Origin of the sequence: Beggiatoa leptomitoformis (assembly GCF_001305575.3) — a bacterium.
Classification (GTDB): domain Bacteria; phylum Pseudomonadota; class Gammaproteobacteria; order Beggiatoales; family Beggiatoaceae; genus Beggiatoa; species Beggiatoa leptomitoformis.
Map to the genome: position 1 here is coordinate 2743143 of NZ_CP012373.2, position 17374 is coordinate 2760516.

15 protein-coding genes are annotated in these 17374 nt (G+C 40.1%); 10 read left to right on the forward strand and 5 right to left on the reverse strand.

Annotation, left to right across the window (positions count from 1 at the left end; all coding sequences use genetic code 11):
• Nucleotides 1-7: 7 nt before the first annotated feature.
• Nucleotides 8-529, reverse strand: a complete 522-nt coding sequence (locus AL038_RS11510) for a hypothetical protein (protein ID WP_145917100.1) — start codon at nucleotides 527-529, stop codon at nucleotides 8-10.
• A gap of 651 nt (nucleotides 530-1180) precedes the next feature.
• On the opposite strand from AL038_RS11510, the gene AL038_RS11515 reads away from it, so the two are divergent.
• Nucleotides 1181-5518 carry an nSTAND1 domain-containing NTPase gene (locus AL038_RS11515; RefSeq protein ID WP_062152970.1) on the forward strand — a complete coding sequence of 1446 codons (4338 nt, stop codon included), beginning with the start codon at nucleotides 1181-1183 and terminating at the stop codon, nucleotides 5516-5518.
• 214 nt (nucleotides 5519-5732) lie between these two features.
• Entirely contained in the window at nucleotides 5733-6317 is a 585-nt protein-coding gene (locus AL038_RS11520; protein ID WP_062152972.1) for a hypothetical protein, read from the forward strand.
• 175 nt (nucleotides 6318-6492) lie between these two features.
• On the opposite strand, the gene AL038_RS11525 is transcribed toward AL038_RS11520, so the two are convergent.
• Together AL038_RS11525 and exaC are read right to left on the reverse strand one after the other, a co-directional pair.
• Entirely contained in the window at nucleotides 6493-6882 is a 390-nt protein-coding gene (locus tag AL038_RS11525; RefSeq protein WP_062152974.1) for a DUF779 domain-containing protein, read from the reverse strand.
• 225 nt (nucleotides 6883-7107) lie between these two features.
• Nucleotides 7108-8628 carry an acetaldehyde dehydrogenase ExaC gene (exaC, locus tag AL038_RS11530; RefSeq protein ID WP_062152976.1) on the reverse strand — a complete coding sequence of 507 codons (1521 nt, stop codon included), beginning with the start codon at nucleotides 8626-8628 and terminating at the stop codon, nucleotides 7108-7110.
• Between the two features lie 518 nt (nucleotides 8629-9146).
• Between exaC and AL038_RS11535 the strand changes: the two genes are divergently transcribed.
• The 6 genes from AL038_RS11535 (at nucleotide 9147) to galU (ending at nucleotide 13225) form a co-directional block, all read left to right on the forward strand.
• Nucleotides 9147-10022 carry a hypothetical protein gene (locus AL038_RS11535; RefSeq protein ID WP_062152978.1) on the forward strand — a complete coding sequence of 292 codons (876 nt, stop codon included), beginning with the start codon at nucleotides 9147-9149 and terminating at the stop codon, nucleotides 10020-10022.
• 12 nt (nucleotides 10023-10034) lie between these two features.
• The gene (locus AL038_RS11540) at nucleotides 10035-10403 is read left to right on the forward strand and encodes a hypothetical protein (RefSeq protein ID WP_062152980.1); all 369 of its coding nucleotides are present in this window, start codon (nucleotides 10035-10037) and stop codon (nucleotides 10401-10403) included.
• Between the two features lie 24 nt (nucleotides 10404-10427).
• Entirely contained in the window at nucleotides 10428-10805 is a 378-nt protein-coding gene (locus tag AL038_RS11545) for a hypothetical protein (protein ID WP_062152982.1), read from the forward strand.
• Nucleotides 10806-10815: 10 nt separating this feature from the next.
• Nucleotides 10816-11463, forward strand: coding sequence for a YqiA/YcfP family alpha/beta fold hydrolase (locus AL038_RS11550; protein ID WP_062152984.1), 648 nt, complete (start codon nucleotides 10816-10818; stop codon nucleotides 11461-11463).
• Between the two features lie 99 nt (nucleotides 11464-11562).
• Nucleotides 11563-12225: an alpha/beta hydrolase gene (locus AL038_RS11555; protein WP_062155490.1), complete on the forward strand. Its 663-nt coding sequence runs from the start codon at nucleotides 11563-11565 to the stop codon at nucleotides 12223-12225.
• A gap of 103 nt (nucleotides 12226-12328) precedes the next feature.
• Nucleotides 12329-13225, forward strand: a complete 897-nt coding sequence (galU, locus tag AL038_RS11560) for a UTP--glucose-1-phosphate uridylyltransferase GalU (protein WP_062152986.1) — start codon at nucleotides 12329-12331, stop codon at nucleotides 13223-13225.
• 365 nt (nucleotides 13226-13590) lie between these two features.
• On the opposite strand, the gene AL038_RS11565 is transcribed toward galU, so the two are convergent.
• Both AL038_RS11565 and AL038_RS11570 read right to left on the reverse strand, forming a co-directional pair.
• Entirely contained in the window at nucleotides 13591-14115 is a 525-nt protein-coding gene (locus tag AL038_RS11565) for a hypothetical protein (RefSeq protein WP_062152988.1), read from the reverse strand.
• 286 nt (nucleotides 14116-14401) lie between these two features.
• Nucleotides 14402-14557 carry a hypothetical protein gene (locus AL038_RS11570; protein ID WP_161575460.1) on the reverse strand — a complete coding sequence of 52 codons (156 nt, stop codon included), beginning with the start codon at nucleotides 14555-14557 and terminating at the stop codon, nucleotides 14402-14404.
• 539 nt (nucleotides 14558-15096) lie between these two features.
• Between AL038_RS11570 and pheA the strand changes: the two genes are divergently transcribed.
• Complete coding sequence (pheA, locus tag AL038_RS11575) at nucleotides 15097-16179, forward strand: prephenate dehydratase (protein WP_062152990.1); 1083 nt, start codon at nucleotides 15097-15099, stop codon at nucleotides 16177-16179.
• A gap of 51 nt (nucleotides 16180-16230) precedes the next feature.
• Entirely contained in the window at nucleotides 16231-17337 is a 1107-nt protein-coding gene (gene hisC, locus AL038_RS11580; protein WP_062152992.1) for a histidinol-phosphate transaminase, read from the forward strand.
• The last annotated feature ends 37 nt before the right edge of the window (nucleotides 17338-17374 follow it).

The following is a 17374-nucleotide window of genomic DNA, read 5'->3' on the forward strand; positions in this document are numbered from 1 at the left end:
ACGCACTTTACTTTTTTTTGTTACGCACTGTTTTTTGCCAATAGATGACAAGTCCCGCGAATAAAATGAATTCTGTTAGTTGTATAGGTACATGTACTATTGCGGGAACATTATGACCAGGGAAGGCAGCTACATAAAAATGAATAATTACGCCAAGTGCGATAAAGCCCAGACCTGATAACCAATCTTCGGGCGTTTTTCCAAGAATTAAAAAATAGATAACAAGTAACATTACTGGTGTGCCAGTAAGAGGAACAGCGATGAAAAATACATTGAACAGAAATTCGCCGAATGGCACAACCTTTTTGGACGATTGAACACATTGTATATAACCGATATAAACAAGGAACATATAAGCACAAGAACACATAAAAGCAACAAGATATACCCATGCTCTAGTTAAAGAAATAGAGAGAATATCTTGCTCGCCATCAGGAAGATCACTTTTGCACCATGAATATCGAACATAAAAAATAAGAGTGAAAAACAAGTATATACAGAATAATGCAAAAAACATTAAGAGTGTCACAATAATGATTCCTTTTCAATGGGCGATTATGCCTGTTTGTACATCGATGATTAAGCGTGGACTGCCTAAGTAGTTGGAAGTTTTGAGGATGTAATCAGGGATATTCGCTTTTGAGGTATAAACAAAACGAGCAACTAAATTGCCTTGATAGATAAAGTCTTATGTTAATACGCCATGGACTTTTTTACTGACTCGGCGGTTTTTGGCATCAATGATGTATTCAATGGTTTTATTGGGGAGTTGGACTTCAATAAGAAAATACATTTTTTCTCTTTATCATTCCAACTCCCGCCAGCATCTAAGCATTTATCAACCTGAATCAATGTACTGAACCACAATATTGAAAATATTAATAATGCAAGAATAACCATAGCAAAGAAAGTTTTATTACTCATCATTGTTCATTATTACTTAACATTTTAAATCAAGTCCATTTGGACGAATTAGTTAGTAACTCGCCATTTTGTGTATATTTTAAGTAGGGCTAAACAAAAAAAGATAACCATAATAATCGTCTAAACCAGTCCTTTTAACATTAAACAGAATGAAAAGTAACGCGTTTATAAACTCTGATTCAAATAATCTTGCATTAAGAAAAAAACTTATCCTTACGACTTTATTACTACCCTATTTTTAAAAAAGGTTATCGCAATGAAACTACCGCATTTAACGCTATTTATTACCACACCAAGTGATGTCAGCGAAGAGCGCGTTATCATTGAACGAATGATTCAACGACTAACAGAGGAATACACACAACAGGTTAAATTAGTGAGCTATTTTTCACTAACCCCTGATATTACCGTGAGTGAAATTTTACCAACATGCGTCGATGTCTTTATCTGTGTATTGTGGTCGCAATTAGGCGATAGACCAAAATCTATTCATTTTCGGGCTGATGGTAGCCAATACGCAACGACCGTCGAATACGAGTTTGAAACAGCACTCGCTAATTTTCAAACACTGAATAAGCCCGAGATGATTATCTATCGGAAAATGAGCGAACCCCCATTTTTACAAAATTCAAAATCTAACGATTTCACCAATAAAATGGCGCAAAAAGAACGGGTTGATAATTTTTGTAATTATTGGTCACGACATTACAGCCCATCGTTACAAGCGTTTTTTCATCCTGTGGATAATTTAGCCGAATTTGAACAACATTTAGAAAACTATTTACGCCGTTTACTCTTACAACGCGCCATCCCAAAAAAAGATAAAACCATACAACCCAACCGTTGGACGCAGGGTTCACCCTTTCGGGGGTTACATTTATTTGAAGAACAACACGCTCCAATCTTTTTTGGACGCACAAAAGTCATTGGCGAAGTTATTCAATATTTACGTAAACAAACACAAGAACAACACTCATTTATTATGCTCTTAGGCATGAGTGGCAGCGGTAAATCATCATTAATTCGGGCAGGCGTAATTCCATTATTAACACAACCCAATGTTATTGAAGGCGTAAGTGCATGGTGTAAAGCCATTTTACGTCCTAGTGATTTTAGCAACGATTTAATGCTAGGTATGGCCATTGAATTATTAGTGAATGGTGCGTTACCAACATTAACCCCTTACGACACACAAACATTATTAAACTTACTACGCTTGGCTGAACAAGAAGCGGTTTTAAAATTTATTCTTGACCGCTTAACCCATGCGGCAAAATTACAACGTCTTGCACCAACACAAATTAATTTACTGCTCTTTGTTGACCAATTTGAAGAAATTTTCACCTTAGAAGCCATTAGCATGGCTGACCGTAATGCCTTTATTCAACTCTTAAATCTTCTAGCAAGTAATGAACGGATATGGATTATTACAACCATGCGCAGCGATTTTTACCACCGTTGCGCAGAATTACCCTTATTAGTCAATCTAATGGAAGGACACGGACACTACTTATTAACCCCCCCCACACTGAATGAATTAAGCCAAATTATTCGCCTGCCTGCCCTCGCTGCGGGGTTACACTTCGCAACACTCCCAGAAAAAACCATTAGTTTAGACGAAGTTTTACTCGAAGCCATTGGCGACAACCCTGAAAATTTAGCCTTATTGGAATTCACACTAGAACGTTTATACGAACAACGCGATGCACAAGGCTATTTAACCTATGAAGCCTATCAACGCATTGGTGGCTTAGAAGGTGCGTTAGCCCAACATGCTGAAGCCGTTTTTAATCGCGTGAGTACTGCTGCACAAGCCAGTTTTCCTAATTTAATGCGAACCTTAGTCACCGTTGCCAAAAATGGAGATGTTCCTGTTTTAGGACAACGGTTTTTATATGAAGACAAAACCACTCCCGACCCCCTAAAAGAATTACTCGAAGCCTTAACACAAGCCCGTTTATTAGTAACGGGTGAGACTGAAAACAAAACAGCATTTGCCCGCCTCGCGCATGAGGCCTTATTGCGTCATTGGCCGCGTTTACTGGCATGGTGGCATGAAGACCGCCACCTACTACAAGTTCGCGCACGGGTTAAAGATGCAGCGGCACACTGGCAAGCCGAAGGAAAATTACCCGATTTACTCCTACCCGAAGGCAAACCACTGATAGAAGCTGAAGATTTATTAACCCGTTGGCGCGATGCACTCTTACCCGATACTATCACCTATATTCAAGCCTCCAGCCTCGCACTCAAACAACGCCATATTCAACAAGCCGAACAATCACGTAAACGCCTACAACGCAGTCACCACTTAGCTATTTTATTCGCCTGTTTAGCCTTTTTAACCCTCGTTGGGGGTATTTTTGGCTACTACCAAGCCCGTCTTGCAACCTCACAAGCCCAAACCGCCGAACTAGCCAAACAACGCGCCGAATCGTCTGAACAACAAGCTAAACTTGCTTTACAACAAACTGAAAAATCGGAACAAATGGCATTAATTGCCAAAACCCAAGCCCAAGTTTCTGAAGAACGCGCCCTACAATCTAAACAAGCAATTGAAGCCTTAGAACAAGCACGCACCGTCGATTTATTTGAATCCCACTTAACCCATGCAGCCCTACTTGCACAGGTAGAAGACTATCAAACCGCACGCCAAGTGCTGACTGAAGCCAGCCATCTCAACGGCAGTATTGCAACCAGCCGTCGCCATCTGCTTACCCTGCTCAACTGGTTTGTACAACAACAAAGCAATCTCCCACAAGCGCAATTCGTCTTAAATAATCCCATCAATGCCATCGCATTAAGCCCTGATGGACGTTGGCTTGCCGTTGCAGAGACAAAAGGGGTTCTAATCCTGCTAGATGCCAAAACAGGACAACTATTACAAACACTTAACGCGCCTCAGAATGATGTACAAGCCATCGTTTTTGAGCCTCACGGCGAGTGGCTTGCCAGTGCAGGACACGACCAACAAATAAGATTGTGGACACCGCAACATAACGCTGACAACACCACCACATGGCACTTACAACGTAATTGGGAAACAGACTATAAAATCAATGCACTGGCAGTGAGTCCCGATGGTAAATACCTTGCCAGTGCAGGACGCGAAGCAGAACATGCCATTAGCCTCTGGTCTGTAGAAAATGCCGCAGAACTACGCCGTTTTAAAGGGCATACAGGACACATTCCCCCTGCTGGATTAGCTTTTAGCCCTGATGGAACGCAACTCGCTAGCGCGTCTTTTGATAAAACTGCACGACTGTGGGACGTACAAACAGGCAAACAGCTTATTATTTATCAAGGACATACGCAAGAAGTAGAGGCAATACGGTTTAGCCCAGATGGACAAACCATTGTGACCGCCAGTGATGATAAAACCCTGCGTTTATGGCATGTTAAACATGAACAATCGCTCAATGTATTATCAGGACACCAAAACAGCATTTTTAATGTCGCATTTCTGCCTGATGGACAAACCCTATTATCGGCCAGTCGAGATAGAACCTTACGGTTATGGGATACACACAGTGGCGTTAGTTTACAAGTGTGGCAAGGGCATAACGACAGCGTAGAAACTCTTGTATTACAAAATAATCTTGTTTTTAGTGGTGGACGTGATGGCATAATTCAACGCTGGCAATTACAAGACAAACCCAGTTTACAAACAATACATTTAATTGCCGAACCTTCTGCCGTGTTACTGCTTACCGACCGTCAACAACTACTCATTGGCTTTGCGACAGGACTACTACAACTTTACGACATAGTGACTGGCAATCTACTCAGTTCTATAGAAAAAGCACATATTGGACGTATTCAACAAATCACCCGTTCCCCTGATGAACAATGGATAGCAACCGCAGGGTTGGGCGATGGTTTTGTACGACTATGGAACAGGAACGCGCAAGGACTGCAATTGCAACAAACCATCTTTGACGAACAAACCAAAAAAGCGGTGTATGCACTGGCGATAAATCCACAACAAAAACAAATTGCAACAGGGCATTATGATGGAGAAGTTCGCCTAATTAATATCGATACAAACCAAGCGACGCTTAAATATCACTGGCAAGCCCAGCAAAGCATTGTGACAACACTCGCTTTTCATCCCGATGGACAACAACTATTAAGTGGCGATAAAGAAGGCAGTACGCGCTTATGGACATTAAAAGCAGATAAGCCTTTTTTACTGAATGAATTTCCCAATAATCAACAAACCGCTATTTACGACGCAATTTTTAGCCCCACAGGACAATCTGTCGTCACGGTTGGCGACAGTGCCAGCGCGTATTTATACAACACCGCCAATCAACAATTGGAACACCGCTTAATCGGGCATGAAAACAGCATATTAAAAGCACTCTTTACCCCCGACCCTCAACAATTAATCACCCTCAGCAGTGATGCTACCGTCCGCTTTTGGGACATACCCCACAACAGCGAATTATTCAGCCTTCGCTTACCCACGAACAGCAGTTACCCCATTCCCGTTTGGGACATGGATTTTCAATGCTCCACGCGTAATTGCTGGTTAGCCGTGCCACTAACACGTGGGGAGTTGTTGTTATATGGAATGGGGTGGGTTTATTGAGGGAAATGAATTAATTACATAACAGATTGTTATTAAAGGTTAAATTAATAATTTTTTACGAAAATAACCATAATAGGCTGCTTTATATAACATACTGCTGAAGTTCGCGTTAACCAGTTCTATTAACGAGTAAAAATAAACATAAGTTAATTAGAATAGTCTAAAATGCTACTATTACACAAATTACTAACCCTAATTGCGGAGTGTTTTTAAAATGAGTAGCAAAGTCTTTAGAGATAATGTTTTTCCACGTCATGTATCTGATTTAATGAGTTTAATGCACATGATTGTATTTGAAGGGACAGATGGGGAAGAGCGTTGGACGACGTATTTAACCTTAGAAGAGAAAGAATGTGTTGCGCTGGGTTTAGCCAAATACTATCAATGCGAACATTGCATTGAACATCATGCAAAGGTCATTCAGAAACTAGGTCATGTGGATGAGGACACTTTAAATAGAAACATGAATTCGTTAATACTGTTTCTGCGAACAGATATCGAACGCATCAGCGACACTGAACGCAACCGTTGGATACAAGCGTGGCAAGAGTATGCAATGAAAATCGGCATGAAACGCGGTGATGAGAATATCCCACATTTAATTGGTTTAGCCGTTGGTATTGCGCGAGATGATAGTTTTTTAATTCAATTTTGCGGGGATATGGTCAAGAAAATTTTATTAGAACGTGGCATAGAACCGCGTGCTGCGATTGGGGAATTAGAATCCGTCGTTATTTTTATGAAAGCCGCATCCTCTAAAAATCGGGTTGCCAGTAAAATTGAAACATTGTTTAATTAAATAGCTTTCTTGTAAAAACAATCTGTTGTCGTGTGGTTTTGTGTGTCTGAATCAGAATTAATCCGCATTATTTTTCCGATTTTTGTAATACCTAAAATGCAAGTAATTCTGATTCAGACAGTTCTTAAAAAATTAGTCATTCTATTTAAAACAAGGTGATTCATTATTTATTTGATTAGTCTTTTACGATGTGGTTGTCGACTAAACTTTGCCATTCTTCATCCGTGAATAGGCGTGAACGGGTTAAAAACCGTACACCTTCTACACCTTCTAGTGAAAACATACCCCCACGTCCTTGTACAACATCAATAATTAATTGGGTGTGTTTCCAATATTCGTATTGTGACGCGCTGATATAAAAAGGGCTGTCGCCAATAATGCCTAATAAAACATCTTGGTCACCAATAATCAGTTCGCCTCGTGAATAACACATAGGTGCGCTACCATCACAGCAACCGCCAGATTGGTGAAACATTAATTCGCCATGTTTTTGTTTTAGTTGTTGAATAAGCGCTAGCGTTGCGGGGGTAGCAGTGACTCTGGGCGGAATAGCGGTGGTTGACATTGTAATGCACTCCGAGATAGTCGATGTGATGCAGTTGTGAGTAAATATGGATTGACGTTATTTTAAGCGTTGTTACTGGGTGCGTTGTTTAGTTATAGCGACGGTTTACTCAATAAAAAAGGAGAGTACAGTGAAGAAATCATTAATTTCACTTTACTCCCCTTTAGTGATTAAGGGCTTACCGATTTACAGTTTAGTATAGACGATTGACTCGTCTAACTATTTTTAGAAGAAACCTAACGCATTAGGATTGTAGCTAACTAATAAGTTTTTGGTTTGTTGATAATGGTCTAACATCATTTTGTGATTTTCACGACCAATACCTGATTGTTTGTAACCACCAAAAGCAGCATGAGCGGGGTAGATGTGGTAGCAATTTGTCCACACCCGTCCTGCTTGAATTTCGCGTCCCATGCGGTAAGCACGGTTGCCATCACGTGTCCATACACCAGCACCTAAGCCGTATAGGGTGTCGTTAGCAAGGTGTAGAACTTCTTCTTCGTCTTTAAAGGTTGCAACGGATAAGACGGGTCCAAAAATTTCTTCTTGGAAAATCCGCATGTTATTATTGCCCTTGAAGACGGTAGGCTCTACATAATAGCCTGCTTCAAATCCTGAGCTAAGGGCTTTACGACCGCCGCCTGTTAATAATTGCGCACCTTCTTGTTTGCCGATGTCAATATAGCTTAGGATTTTTTCCATTTGCTCTGAGGAGGCTTGCGCACCCATCATTGTATCGGTGTCTAATGGGTCGCCTTGGCGAATTTTTTGCACGCGGGCAATGGCTTTTTCAATAAAGCGGTCGTAAATGGACTCATGCACTAAGGCACGAGAGGGGCATGTACATACTTCGCCTTGATTGAGCGCGAACATAACGAAGCCTTCTAAGGCTTTGTCTAAGAATGCGTCGTCTTTATCCATCACATCGTCAAAGAAGATGTTAGGTGATTTGCCACCTAATTCTAAGGTCACAGGAATGATGTTCTGTGACGCATATTGCATAATCAAACGCCCTGTGGTGGTTTCACCTGTAAAGGCAATTTTTGCAATGCGCTTGTTGGAGGCTAAGGGTTTGCCTGCTTCTACACCAAAGCCGTTGACGATGTTTAATATGCCTTTGGGTAATAAATCGCCAATGACTTCCATCAGAATCAGGATGGAGAAGGGGGTTTGTTCGGCGGGTTTTAAAACAATGCAGTTACCCGCTGCTAATGCAGGGGCAATTTTCCATGCCGCCATGAGAATGGGGAAATTCCAAGGAATGATTTGCCCAACAACACCGAGTGGTTCGTGAAAATGGTAAGCAACTAAATCGTGATTGATTTCGCTTAACGCGCCTTCTTGCGCACGAATGCATGAGGCAAAGTAACGGAAGTGGTCAATAGCTAAGGGAATATCTGCGGCTAATGTTTCGCGAACTGGTTTGCCGTTGTCCCATGATTCAGCAACCGCTAAGGTTTCTAAATTGGCTTCCATACGGTCAGCAATACGGTTGAGAACCAACGCTCTTTGTGCCGCAGGTGTTTTACCCCATGCCGTTTTTGCTGCATGTGCTGCATCAAGGGCTAACTCAACGTCTTCTGCTTGTGAGCGAGGGATTTCGCAGAATACTTTGCCTGTAATAGGGGAGACATTTTCAAAATATTCGCCTTTTACAGGGGCTATCCATTCGCCACCAATGTAGTTGGCGTAACGGGATTTTAGGTTCACTTTGGCAGATGGTTGGTTAGGTTGTGCGTATAACATCGCTATTACCTCACTTGGCTTTAAACAAGTATTTTTATTAGTTAATTAATTATGTGAAATCGTGCTAACCGTTATTAGCAACGCTATGGTATATCAAGTTTAATGCCAGCTCATATTATTAATAATTAATATGTTAATTATAAAACCTTTTTTTGGGAAAATCAGAAGGGCTAAGAAATACTGGGTTAAAATAAAGGGGTTATCGTGTGACAGTTTGTTACGGGTAAAAAAAATTATTTTTTAATGTTTATTATTTGAATAAATTAATAAAATAATGATTTTTAATGGGTGGTGACAGAGTGTATCAATTTGGAACAAGTAAATTTTATCCCGCATGTCACAAAAGCCTTTATTCAAAATCAACTATCTATCTGTAGCGTATCCGATTTTTGTGTTTACATAGCAAGGCGAATTTATTCCCGTGAAGAGGGGGGATAATCACTGCTCATATAGTGCAGATGTAATACAATCTACAGCCATTTTAAAAGATGTATTTTATGGAGATGAGGACAAGCAAGATGACATACTTTTCCCGTTTTAGCGTGATTTTTTTAATGAGTTTATGTTGGTTTGGCTTACTGCAGGGATGTACTGCACCTAGCGAAGCAATTAAACCCATTGCGCAGCAAAATCAACAGAATATTCAAGCATTAAATAAAAATATTAGCACGTTGCTAACCTTGTATCAGCCCTTATTAGCCGCAGCAGGCGATGCACTTATGTATCAGAGTCTTGCGAAAACTGAGCAGGAAATGATAGCGGTGGTTGGTTCGCCTTTTTTGTCACCCCCAACAGAAGAAGAAACGTGGCAGGTTTTATTTGAACGGGCTTCTAATACGGCAGTGGGAAATCGTGATAAATACATAGAGCGTTATCGTTTTGTCCGTTCAGCCTATGATGTGAATGCAACAACGGATTTAGAACGGCTTAAATACCGCGAGGGTTGGATTTATCAAACAGTCATCGACGCAAATTTTACCCCTCAACGGGTACACGATATTTTAAAAGCCTTGAGTACATTACGCCAAAATGCGGGTAATGATGATGCTAACTATTACACGCAAGTTGAATTACAACTCAGTCCTTATGACCCTTCTTTACAACTGAAACGTCAAGCAATTAAAGGCGCGGAAGTTATTGTGAACGGCTTAAAACAAGAGCTGATGGGAGAGTTGACAACGGCAGGTATTCACGGACAGGCATTTTTAACATTGGGGGACAGTAAAATTGATGCAACGATCACAACAAGCTCCCTCGTTGGCGAGCTGAATAATGATCAACTCATGAGTGTACTCGACACTGTTAGCTCAAAATATTTACAGCATCCAACCGTTAAAGCGGCAGCCGTTGAATTTTTAACGGGTAAATTAGCAAGTCTTATTGAAAAACTCTAAGGAACTAAAACGATGCTAACCGATGAACAGATAAAACAATTTGAAGACGCAATGAAAGGGCCCGCGCCTGTACATGATCCTAATTGGCTAATCACAGGGCAATTAGTCAAAATCATTACAGTACAATCTAAACAGCTAATTAACCTACAATCACAATTAGATGCAATGACCCGTGCAAACACGGCGAGTACTAACGCATTAATTACTTCAATTCAACGCACAGCAAATAGCATGGGTGCTGTTAGTAATAATTTAACACCGATGCAAATTGAATCTGCTGTGCGCAACCTCAATGAAGCAATTACAGCCGCGTCGCGAGGACAACAAGCGGCTCGATATGTTGGTAATGTTTTAAAATTTATTGCTAAAATCGTCTTGTAATATGGCAGAAAATCGCCCAAAACTATGTTAAGAGAACTGCTTATCATTCAGCAAGATACGCCAGATAAACGCAAGCGTTGGTTTGAGGATAGCTATTTCGATTTATTTGTTTGGCAAGATACCCAAACAGGAGAAATAACCTCTTTTCAACTGTGTTATGACCGCGCAGGAACAGAGCGTGTGATTAGTTGGGAGCAATATCGAGGTTTTGAGCATCAAGGCATTGACGATGGCGAAACCTCTCCTCACAAAAATATGACCCCTGTTTTTATTCGTTGTAACCTTGCCATTCCTCTTGCCCTTCCCGCACATTTCCAATTAGCAAGCCAATGTATCGATACATTGGTTCGTTCCTTTATCCGTAAAAAATTGGAAGAGTACCAATCACTTACAAATAAATAATTCTATTATAATGATGTCTTTTTTCTACTTACACGGTTGGGCATCTAGCCCACAGTCAAGCAAGGCTTTATTTTTTAAACAACGTTTCGCTGAATTAGGGTATTTCCTAAATACCCCAGACCTCAACCAACCCAACTTTTATCACCTAACACTCAGTCGTCAACTGCAACAAGTAGGGCAACTGTTACCAAAAACCCCCTGTACACTGATTGGTTCAAGTTTAGGTGGATTAACTGCGCTGTGGTTGGCGAAACAATATCCACAAATTGAACGTCTTGTCTTATTAGCCCCCGCGCTGGATTTTCCAACGCAATGTCAACGCATTATCGGAGCAGAAAATTTACATCAATGGAAAACAATGGGAGAAATGCCTATTTTTCACTATGCGTGGGAAAAAGAAATTCCATTAAGCTATACGTTTATTAGCGATTGCCTCAACTATCCTGATGCGTTGTTACAACGACAACTCCCAAGCTTAATTTTACATGGACAACACGACGAGACCATTCCCGTGCAAACCTCTCGACACTTTGTCCAACAACGTCCTTGGATACAACTCATCGAATTAGAAAGTGACCATAGCTTAATGAACAAATTGGATATTATCTGGCAAGAAATACAAACCTTTTGCCAATTATCCCCACATCAAAATCAATAGTGAATAATATCTTATATGTTAGCGCGTAATCGCCCTTATTGTTTTTTCTACTTACTCTGTATAATTTGCTATTCCGCTACTACCTTTGCCCAAACGACCATGAATCCCAGAGATATTATTATTGAACCTGATGAAAAAGCGACTGCCAGCGTGATTTGGCTACATGGCTTGGGTGCAAGCGCGCGAGATTTTGAACCCATCATCCCCCATTTACCCAAAGCCGTTTTAAAACACACCCGTTTTATCTTTCCACAAGCACCCAATCGTGAAATCACTATCAATATGGGCATGGTCATGCCAGCTTGGTACGACATTATTGCGATGGATTTAACCGCTAACCAAGATGAAGAAGGTGTGCGCGATTCAGAACGCCTATTACAAACCTATATCGCAGAAGAAATACAACGCGGTATTGCCGCAGAACGTATTGTATTAGCAGGGTTTTCTCAAGGGGGTGCTATCGCATTGCAGACAGGATTACGTTATCCCGAAAAATTGGCAGGTATCATGGCGTTATCCACCTACATTCCCTTAGCGCATACCTTAGAAAGCGAACGACACGAGAAAAACAACACCACACCTATCTTTTATGGACACGGACAATTTGACAGTGTGATTATGCTCAAACAAGCAGAGTCTAGTTATATGCAACTTAAAAGTTTGGGTTATACAGTTGCGTGGCACATTTACAATATGGAACATAGTGTGAATATGGAAGAAATCCAAGATATTGGACAATGGTTAAATAAATACCTGCCCTAATAATGAATTGTGATTCAATACTTAATATTTTTGCAAATGAAGCATTGAATCCCTATTCATTTTTCCCGTCAGTATCCCTGTTGTTTCTCTAAAAGGATTTATCATGTCCAAACTAAAAAAAATTGTTCGTAAAGCTGTTTTCCCTGTTGCGGGTTTAGGTACACGCTTTTTACCTGCAACAAAAGCTAGCCCCAAAGAGATGTTACCCATTGTTGATAAACCCCTTATTCAATATGCCGCTGAAGAGGCTGTGGCTGCGGGCATTGAACAACTCATTTTTGTTACCAGCGGCAGTAAACGTGCTATTGAAGACCATTTTGATAAAAATCCAGAACTAGAAGACCAACTAGAGCGGTTAGGCAAATATGATTTGTTGGCATTAACCAAAAACGTTGTTCCCTCTGGTGTATCATGTATTTATGTTCGTCAGCCCGAAGCATTAGGATTAGGACACGCGGTCTTATGTGCAAAACCAGTTGTTGGTGATGAACCCTTTGCCGTTATTCTGGCAGACGATTTAATCGACGGCAAAGAAACTCCTTGCCTATCCCAAATGGTAGATATTTACGAAAAACAACAATGTAGTGTTATTGCTGTTGAAGAAGTTGCCCGCTCAGAAACGAACAAATACGGCATTATTTCACCTGAAGCCTTATATGAAGGACTTTCCCGCATTGCCAGCATTGTAGAAAAACCATCCCCCGAAAAAGCCCCCTCCAATTTAGCCGTTGTTGGACGATATATTTTAAATCCACGTATTTTCCATCACTTAGAAAACACTAAACGAGGAGCTGGTGGAGAAATTCAATTAACCGATGGTATTGCGGCTTTATTGAACGAAGAACAAGCCCTTGCCTATCAGTTTCAAGGTATTCGCTATGATTGTGGCAGTAAATTAGGTTATTTAATGGCAACGGTAGAATATGCTTTACAACATCCTAACTTACGTGAAGCATTCAAAGATTATCTTACCAAAGCCGCACGAATCCATTTAGGATAATTTTTTTGTTATAGTACAATTTTTCTTAAGACTGACTAGGACATGTCATTAATTAATTTATATAATATTTAGTTAACATTGATGACACGTCCTTATACTGTTTCAGTGTCACAAACAATTAAAATTGAGAGAAATACAAAAAATTTTCTAACGTAATATTATCAACTTAAAATTTAGGGGAGTGAGCGACTTAATACACTATGAAGGGCAGAAACTGATTTGTTTTTATTCAGTATCGTTTTAACAATTCTACATAAAAGAACACAGTGAGCGGGTCAGCTATGCGTTTATTTTATGCGCTATTTTAGTATTGACTGAGACAAATAAAGGTTTCCTACCAAAAATCCCATGTTAAACAAGCCTCATTATAAACGTTTGCGTAATTCAATAGGATAGTCAGGCCACTTTGCTCTCAGAAATTCTAAACGGGTTTTCGCTTGTTCTAATGTGGCGTAGCAAAAGCCTTTACCAGACTCTCGCCAGCCACCACCGCCATCTTCAGTCCATTCGGTTGGTTTTTGCACATTAAACATCAAACAAATGATATAGCCTACTTTTGCACCTGTACTTTCTGTGGTTTTAGGCAAATCAATGGTAAATTGATCATCATCAAACGATTGCGGCTCTATCGTTTTTTTTTGCGCTAACGGAATGCTAGCGACAGGTGTTTGATTAATAACCTCTAAATCATGCTCTAAGCGTTCAATTTCCACGCCTTCTTTATTCTGCGTTACAGGTTTTTTCGCAGCCGTGACTGCACTTTCATTAACACGCTTCAGATTTTCTTCTAACCGTGCGATTTCTTCCAAATCGCGCAAGTCAAACTCCTGACGGCTCTGCTCGTCTTCCAGTTTTCTTATTCGGTCTTCTATTTCTTTTTCCGTTTTCATCGCTATTTTCCTTTTAGAATTCATACCTAAGAACATACAATCTATCACATAGCGTTGTGATGATATAACACTTAAAGGCATTATTCTGCTTTGCAGATTTATTGTATATTCTATAAATTATATTCCCAAGCAAATTACAAGCCATTGTAGCCCAACTTGTTACGAGTACAATTATACAACTATAAAAATATAGTTATATAAATCAATCTAGTCATGTGCTTAATTTAAAGTATCAATAGAATATGAGGGTTAATCTACAAATTCAAAAGAGAGAATACGATGCTAGTCAACGAGAAAGCGTATTAGACTGTTCTCGCAAACAAATTGGCATTTGAATGGTTTGAATAAATTGTACTTCTAAATTGTGCAGTTCATATTCTTGGCGAGTTTGTTCTTCCTCCAATTTTTTTATTCGCTCTTCTATCTCTTTTTCCGTTTTCATCTCAATTTTCCTTTAATAAACAGATATTACAACTTATGTGGAATTACCCCACCATTATTTCTCATAAAACGACGATTACATACTGAGAACAATGATAATTTTATTTTTTTATAAAAATGAAAAAGTAACTTTTTTGTTAAATCATATTTACAAGGGTTACTTAACAATAAATGTAGGAGTCAGTTTACTAGAATTACTTTATCATATCCATGATTTATTGAGCCTTTTTCTTTTATTTTCTATAATTTTTATAATAGAATAGCCTACTTAATTTTTCTTGATTTAATGATTTAATCTCTTGACTATTCCGATTTTAATTTAAGAGTACTATCTCTGTTTCAAAACGCTTTCCTAGTAATATTTTATATATTAACCACTTACTAACAAAAGCTATTCGGCTTTAGAATAATGTGAATTTATTGAATACGCTAAAAAAGTTCTGTAGATTGCAGAATGCTGAATATTCAAGTTGCGTAACAGCTACTATTCACATAACATCACTCCTTACTAGCCAATTCACTCTCTTTACTTGAATAAGTATGTCCAAACTTGATCTCACCGCCATTCGCGCCAAAATAGACGACGTTGATACTCAAATTCAAACGTTAATCACTCAGCGAGCCAATTTAGCTAAAGAAGTCGCACAAGCAAAATATGCCGAAGAGAAACAGCCGAATTTTTATCGCCCTGAACGAGAAGCAGAAATTCTACGTCAAGTTATCCAGCGGAATCAGGGCGTTTTACCAGATGAAACGCTAACACTGATTTTTCAAGAAATTATGTCAGCATGTCGTGCTGTACAAAAACCTATCGTTGTTGCGTTTTTAGGCCCAGCAGGAACTTATTCACAAACAGCGGTTTTTAAACATTTTGGACACTCCATTCAAACCATCGCAGCTCAAACGATAGAAGATGTATTTCATGAGGTAGAAATTGGCAATGCCGAATATGGCGTTGTTCCTATAGAAAACTCCACTGAAGGCGGGGTGAATCAAACCCTAGATTGTTTTGTAAAAACAACATTAAAGGTTTGTGGCGAAATAGATTTACCTATTCATCATTGTCTATTGGCAATGACACAAGACCGTAGCAGCATTACACGCATCTATGCCCATCAACAATCCTTCGCCCAATGCCGTGCATGGCTTAATGCCAACATGCCCAGTATTGAACGCATCACTGTCAACAGCAATGCAGAGGCTGCTAGACGCGCGTCAAATGAAATAGGCACAGCCGCAATTGCAGGGGAAACCGCTGCGGAAATTTACCACTTACATGTGTTATCTGCCCACATAGAAGACCATGTCCACAATACTACCCGTTTCGTTGTGTTAGGCAAACAAGATATCCCCGCAACAGGGCAAGATAAAACATCACTCTACCTTTCCTTACCCAATAAAATGGGTTCGCTTTATCACTTATTAGAATGTTTCGTAAAAAACGCAATTAATATGAGCAAAATCGAATCACGTCCTTCCCGTCAAACAGCATGGGACTATGTTTTATTTGTTGATATAGAAGGACATATTCAAGATACAACGGTTAGTAAAGCAATTCAAGAACTACAAGCGCAAACGGCAGTAGTCAAACACTTAGGCTCGTATCCGCGCGTATTACGCTAATTGCACCCTACAAAATCCTTACTTTTCGACATTATTCATAGAATACTTATCATGACCTGCGATTTTTTTAAACTAGCAACCAAAGGTGCACAAGCACTACAACCCTATCAACCCGGTAAACCCATAGAAGAATTAGAGCGCGAATATGGCATTAAAAACGCGATTAAATTGGCTTCAAACGAAAACCCAACAGGTATTAGCCCACTGGTTGTAACCGCGATTCAAGCCCATTTACAAGAACTCCCTCGCTATCCTGATGGTAATGGCTTTCGCCTCAAACAAGCCCTTGCCGCTTATCACAGCCGTACAATTAATAATGTTGTTCTGGGAAATGGCTCAAATGACATTCTGGATTTAGTCGCCCGCGCGTTCGTTACCGCCCAAGATTCTGTTTTATTCTCTGCCCATGCCTTTGCTGTTTATCCTATTGTTACCCAAGCTATTGGTGCAAAAATGATCATTACCCCCGCAAAAAACTGGGGACACGATCTCATTGCCATGCGCCAAGCAATAGAACCAAACACAAAACTAATCTTCATTGCTAATCCAAACAATCCAACAGGCACATGGGTTAGCAAAACCGAACTACAAGCTTTTTTAGATAGCGTTCCTGAAACCATCATCATCGTACTTGACGAAGCCTACTTCGACTACATGGATGCACCAGACTACCCAGACAGTAGCTTATGGCTTGACCGTTACCCCAATTTAGTTGTAGCACGCACATTCTCCAAAGCCTACGGACTTGCAGCACTACGCATCGGTTACGCGCTCGCACACCCTGACATAATCAACCTCCTCAATCGCGTCCGCCAACCTTTTAATGTCAATAGCTTGGCATTAATCGCCGCAGAAGTTGCCCTGCAAGACCGCGCCTATGTCATGAATGCTATTGCCTTAAATAAAGTCGGTCTCGCCAAACTAACACAAGGGTTTGAAAAAATGGGAATAAACTATATTCCTTCCCGTGCCAACTTTATCACCTTTGATTTAGGCAAGCCCGCGTTACCTGTTTATGAAGCACTACTGCGCGAAGGTGTCATCGTGCGCCCTATAGGCAGTTATGGAATGCCTAATCACCTGCGTGTAACCGTAGGACTACCCGAAGAAAACGAAAGATTCCTTCAATCACTAAAAAAAGTCTTGACGAAACCCTAATTAACAAATAGAATTCCTGTTCTTGACGCAGATTAAA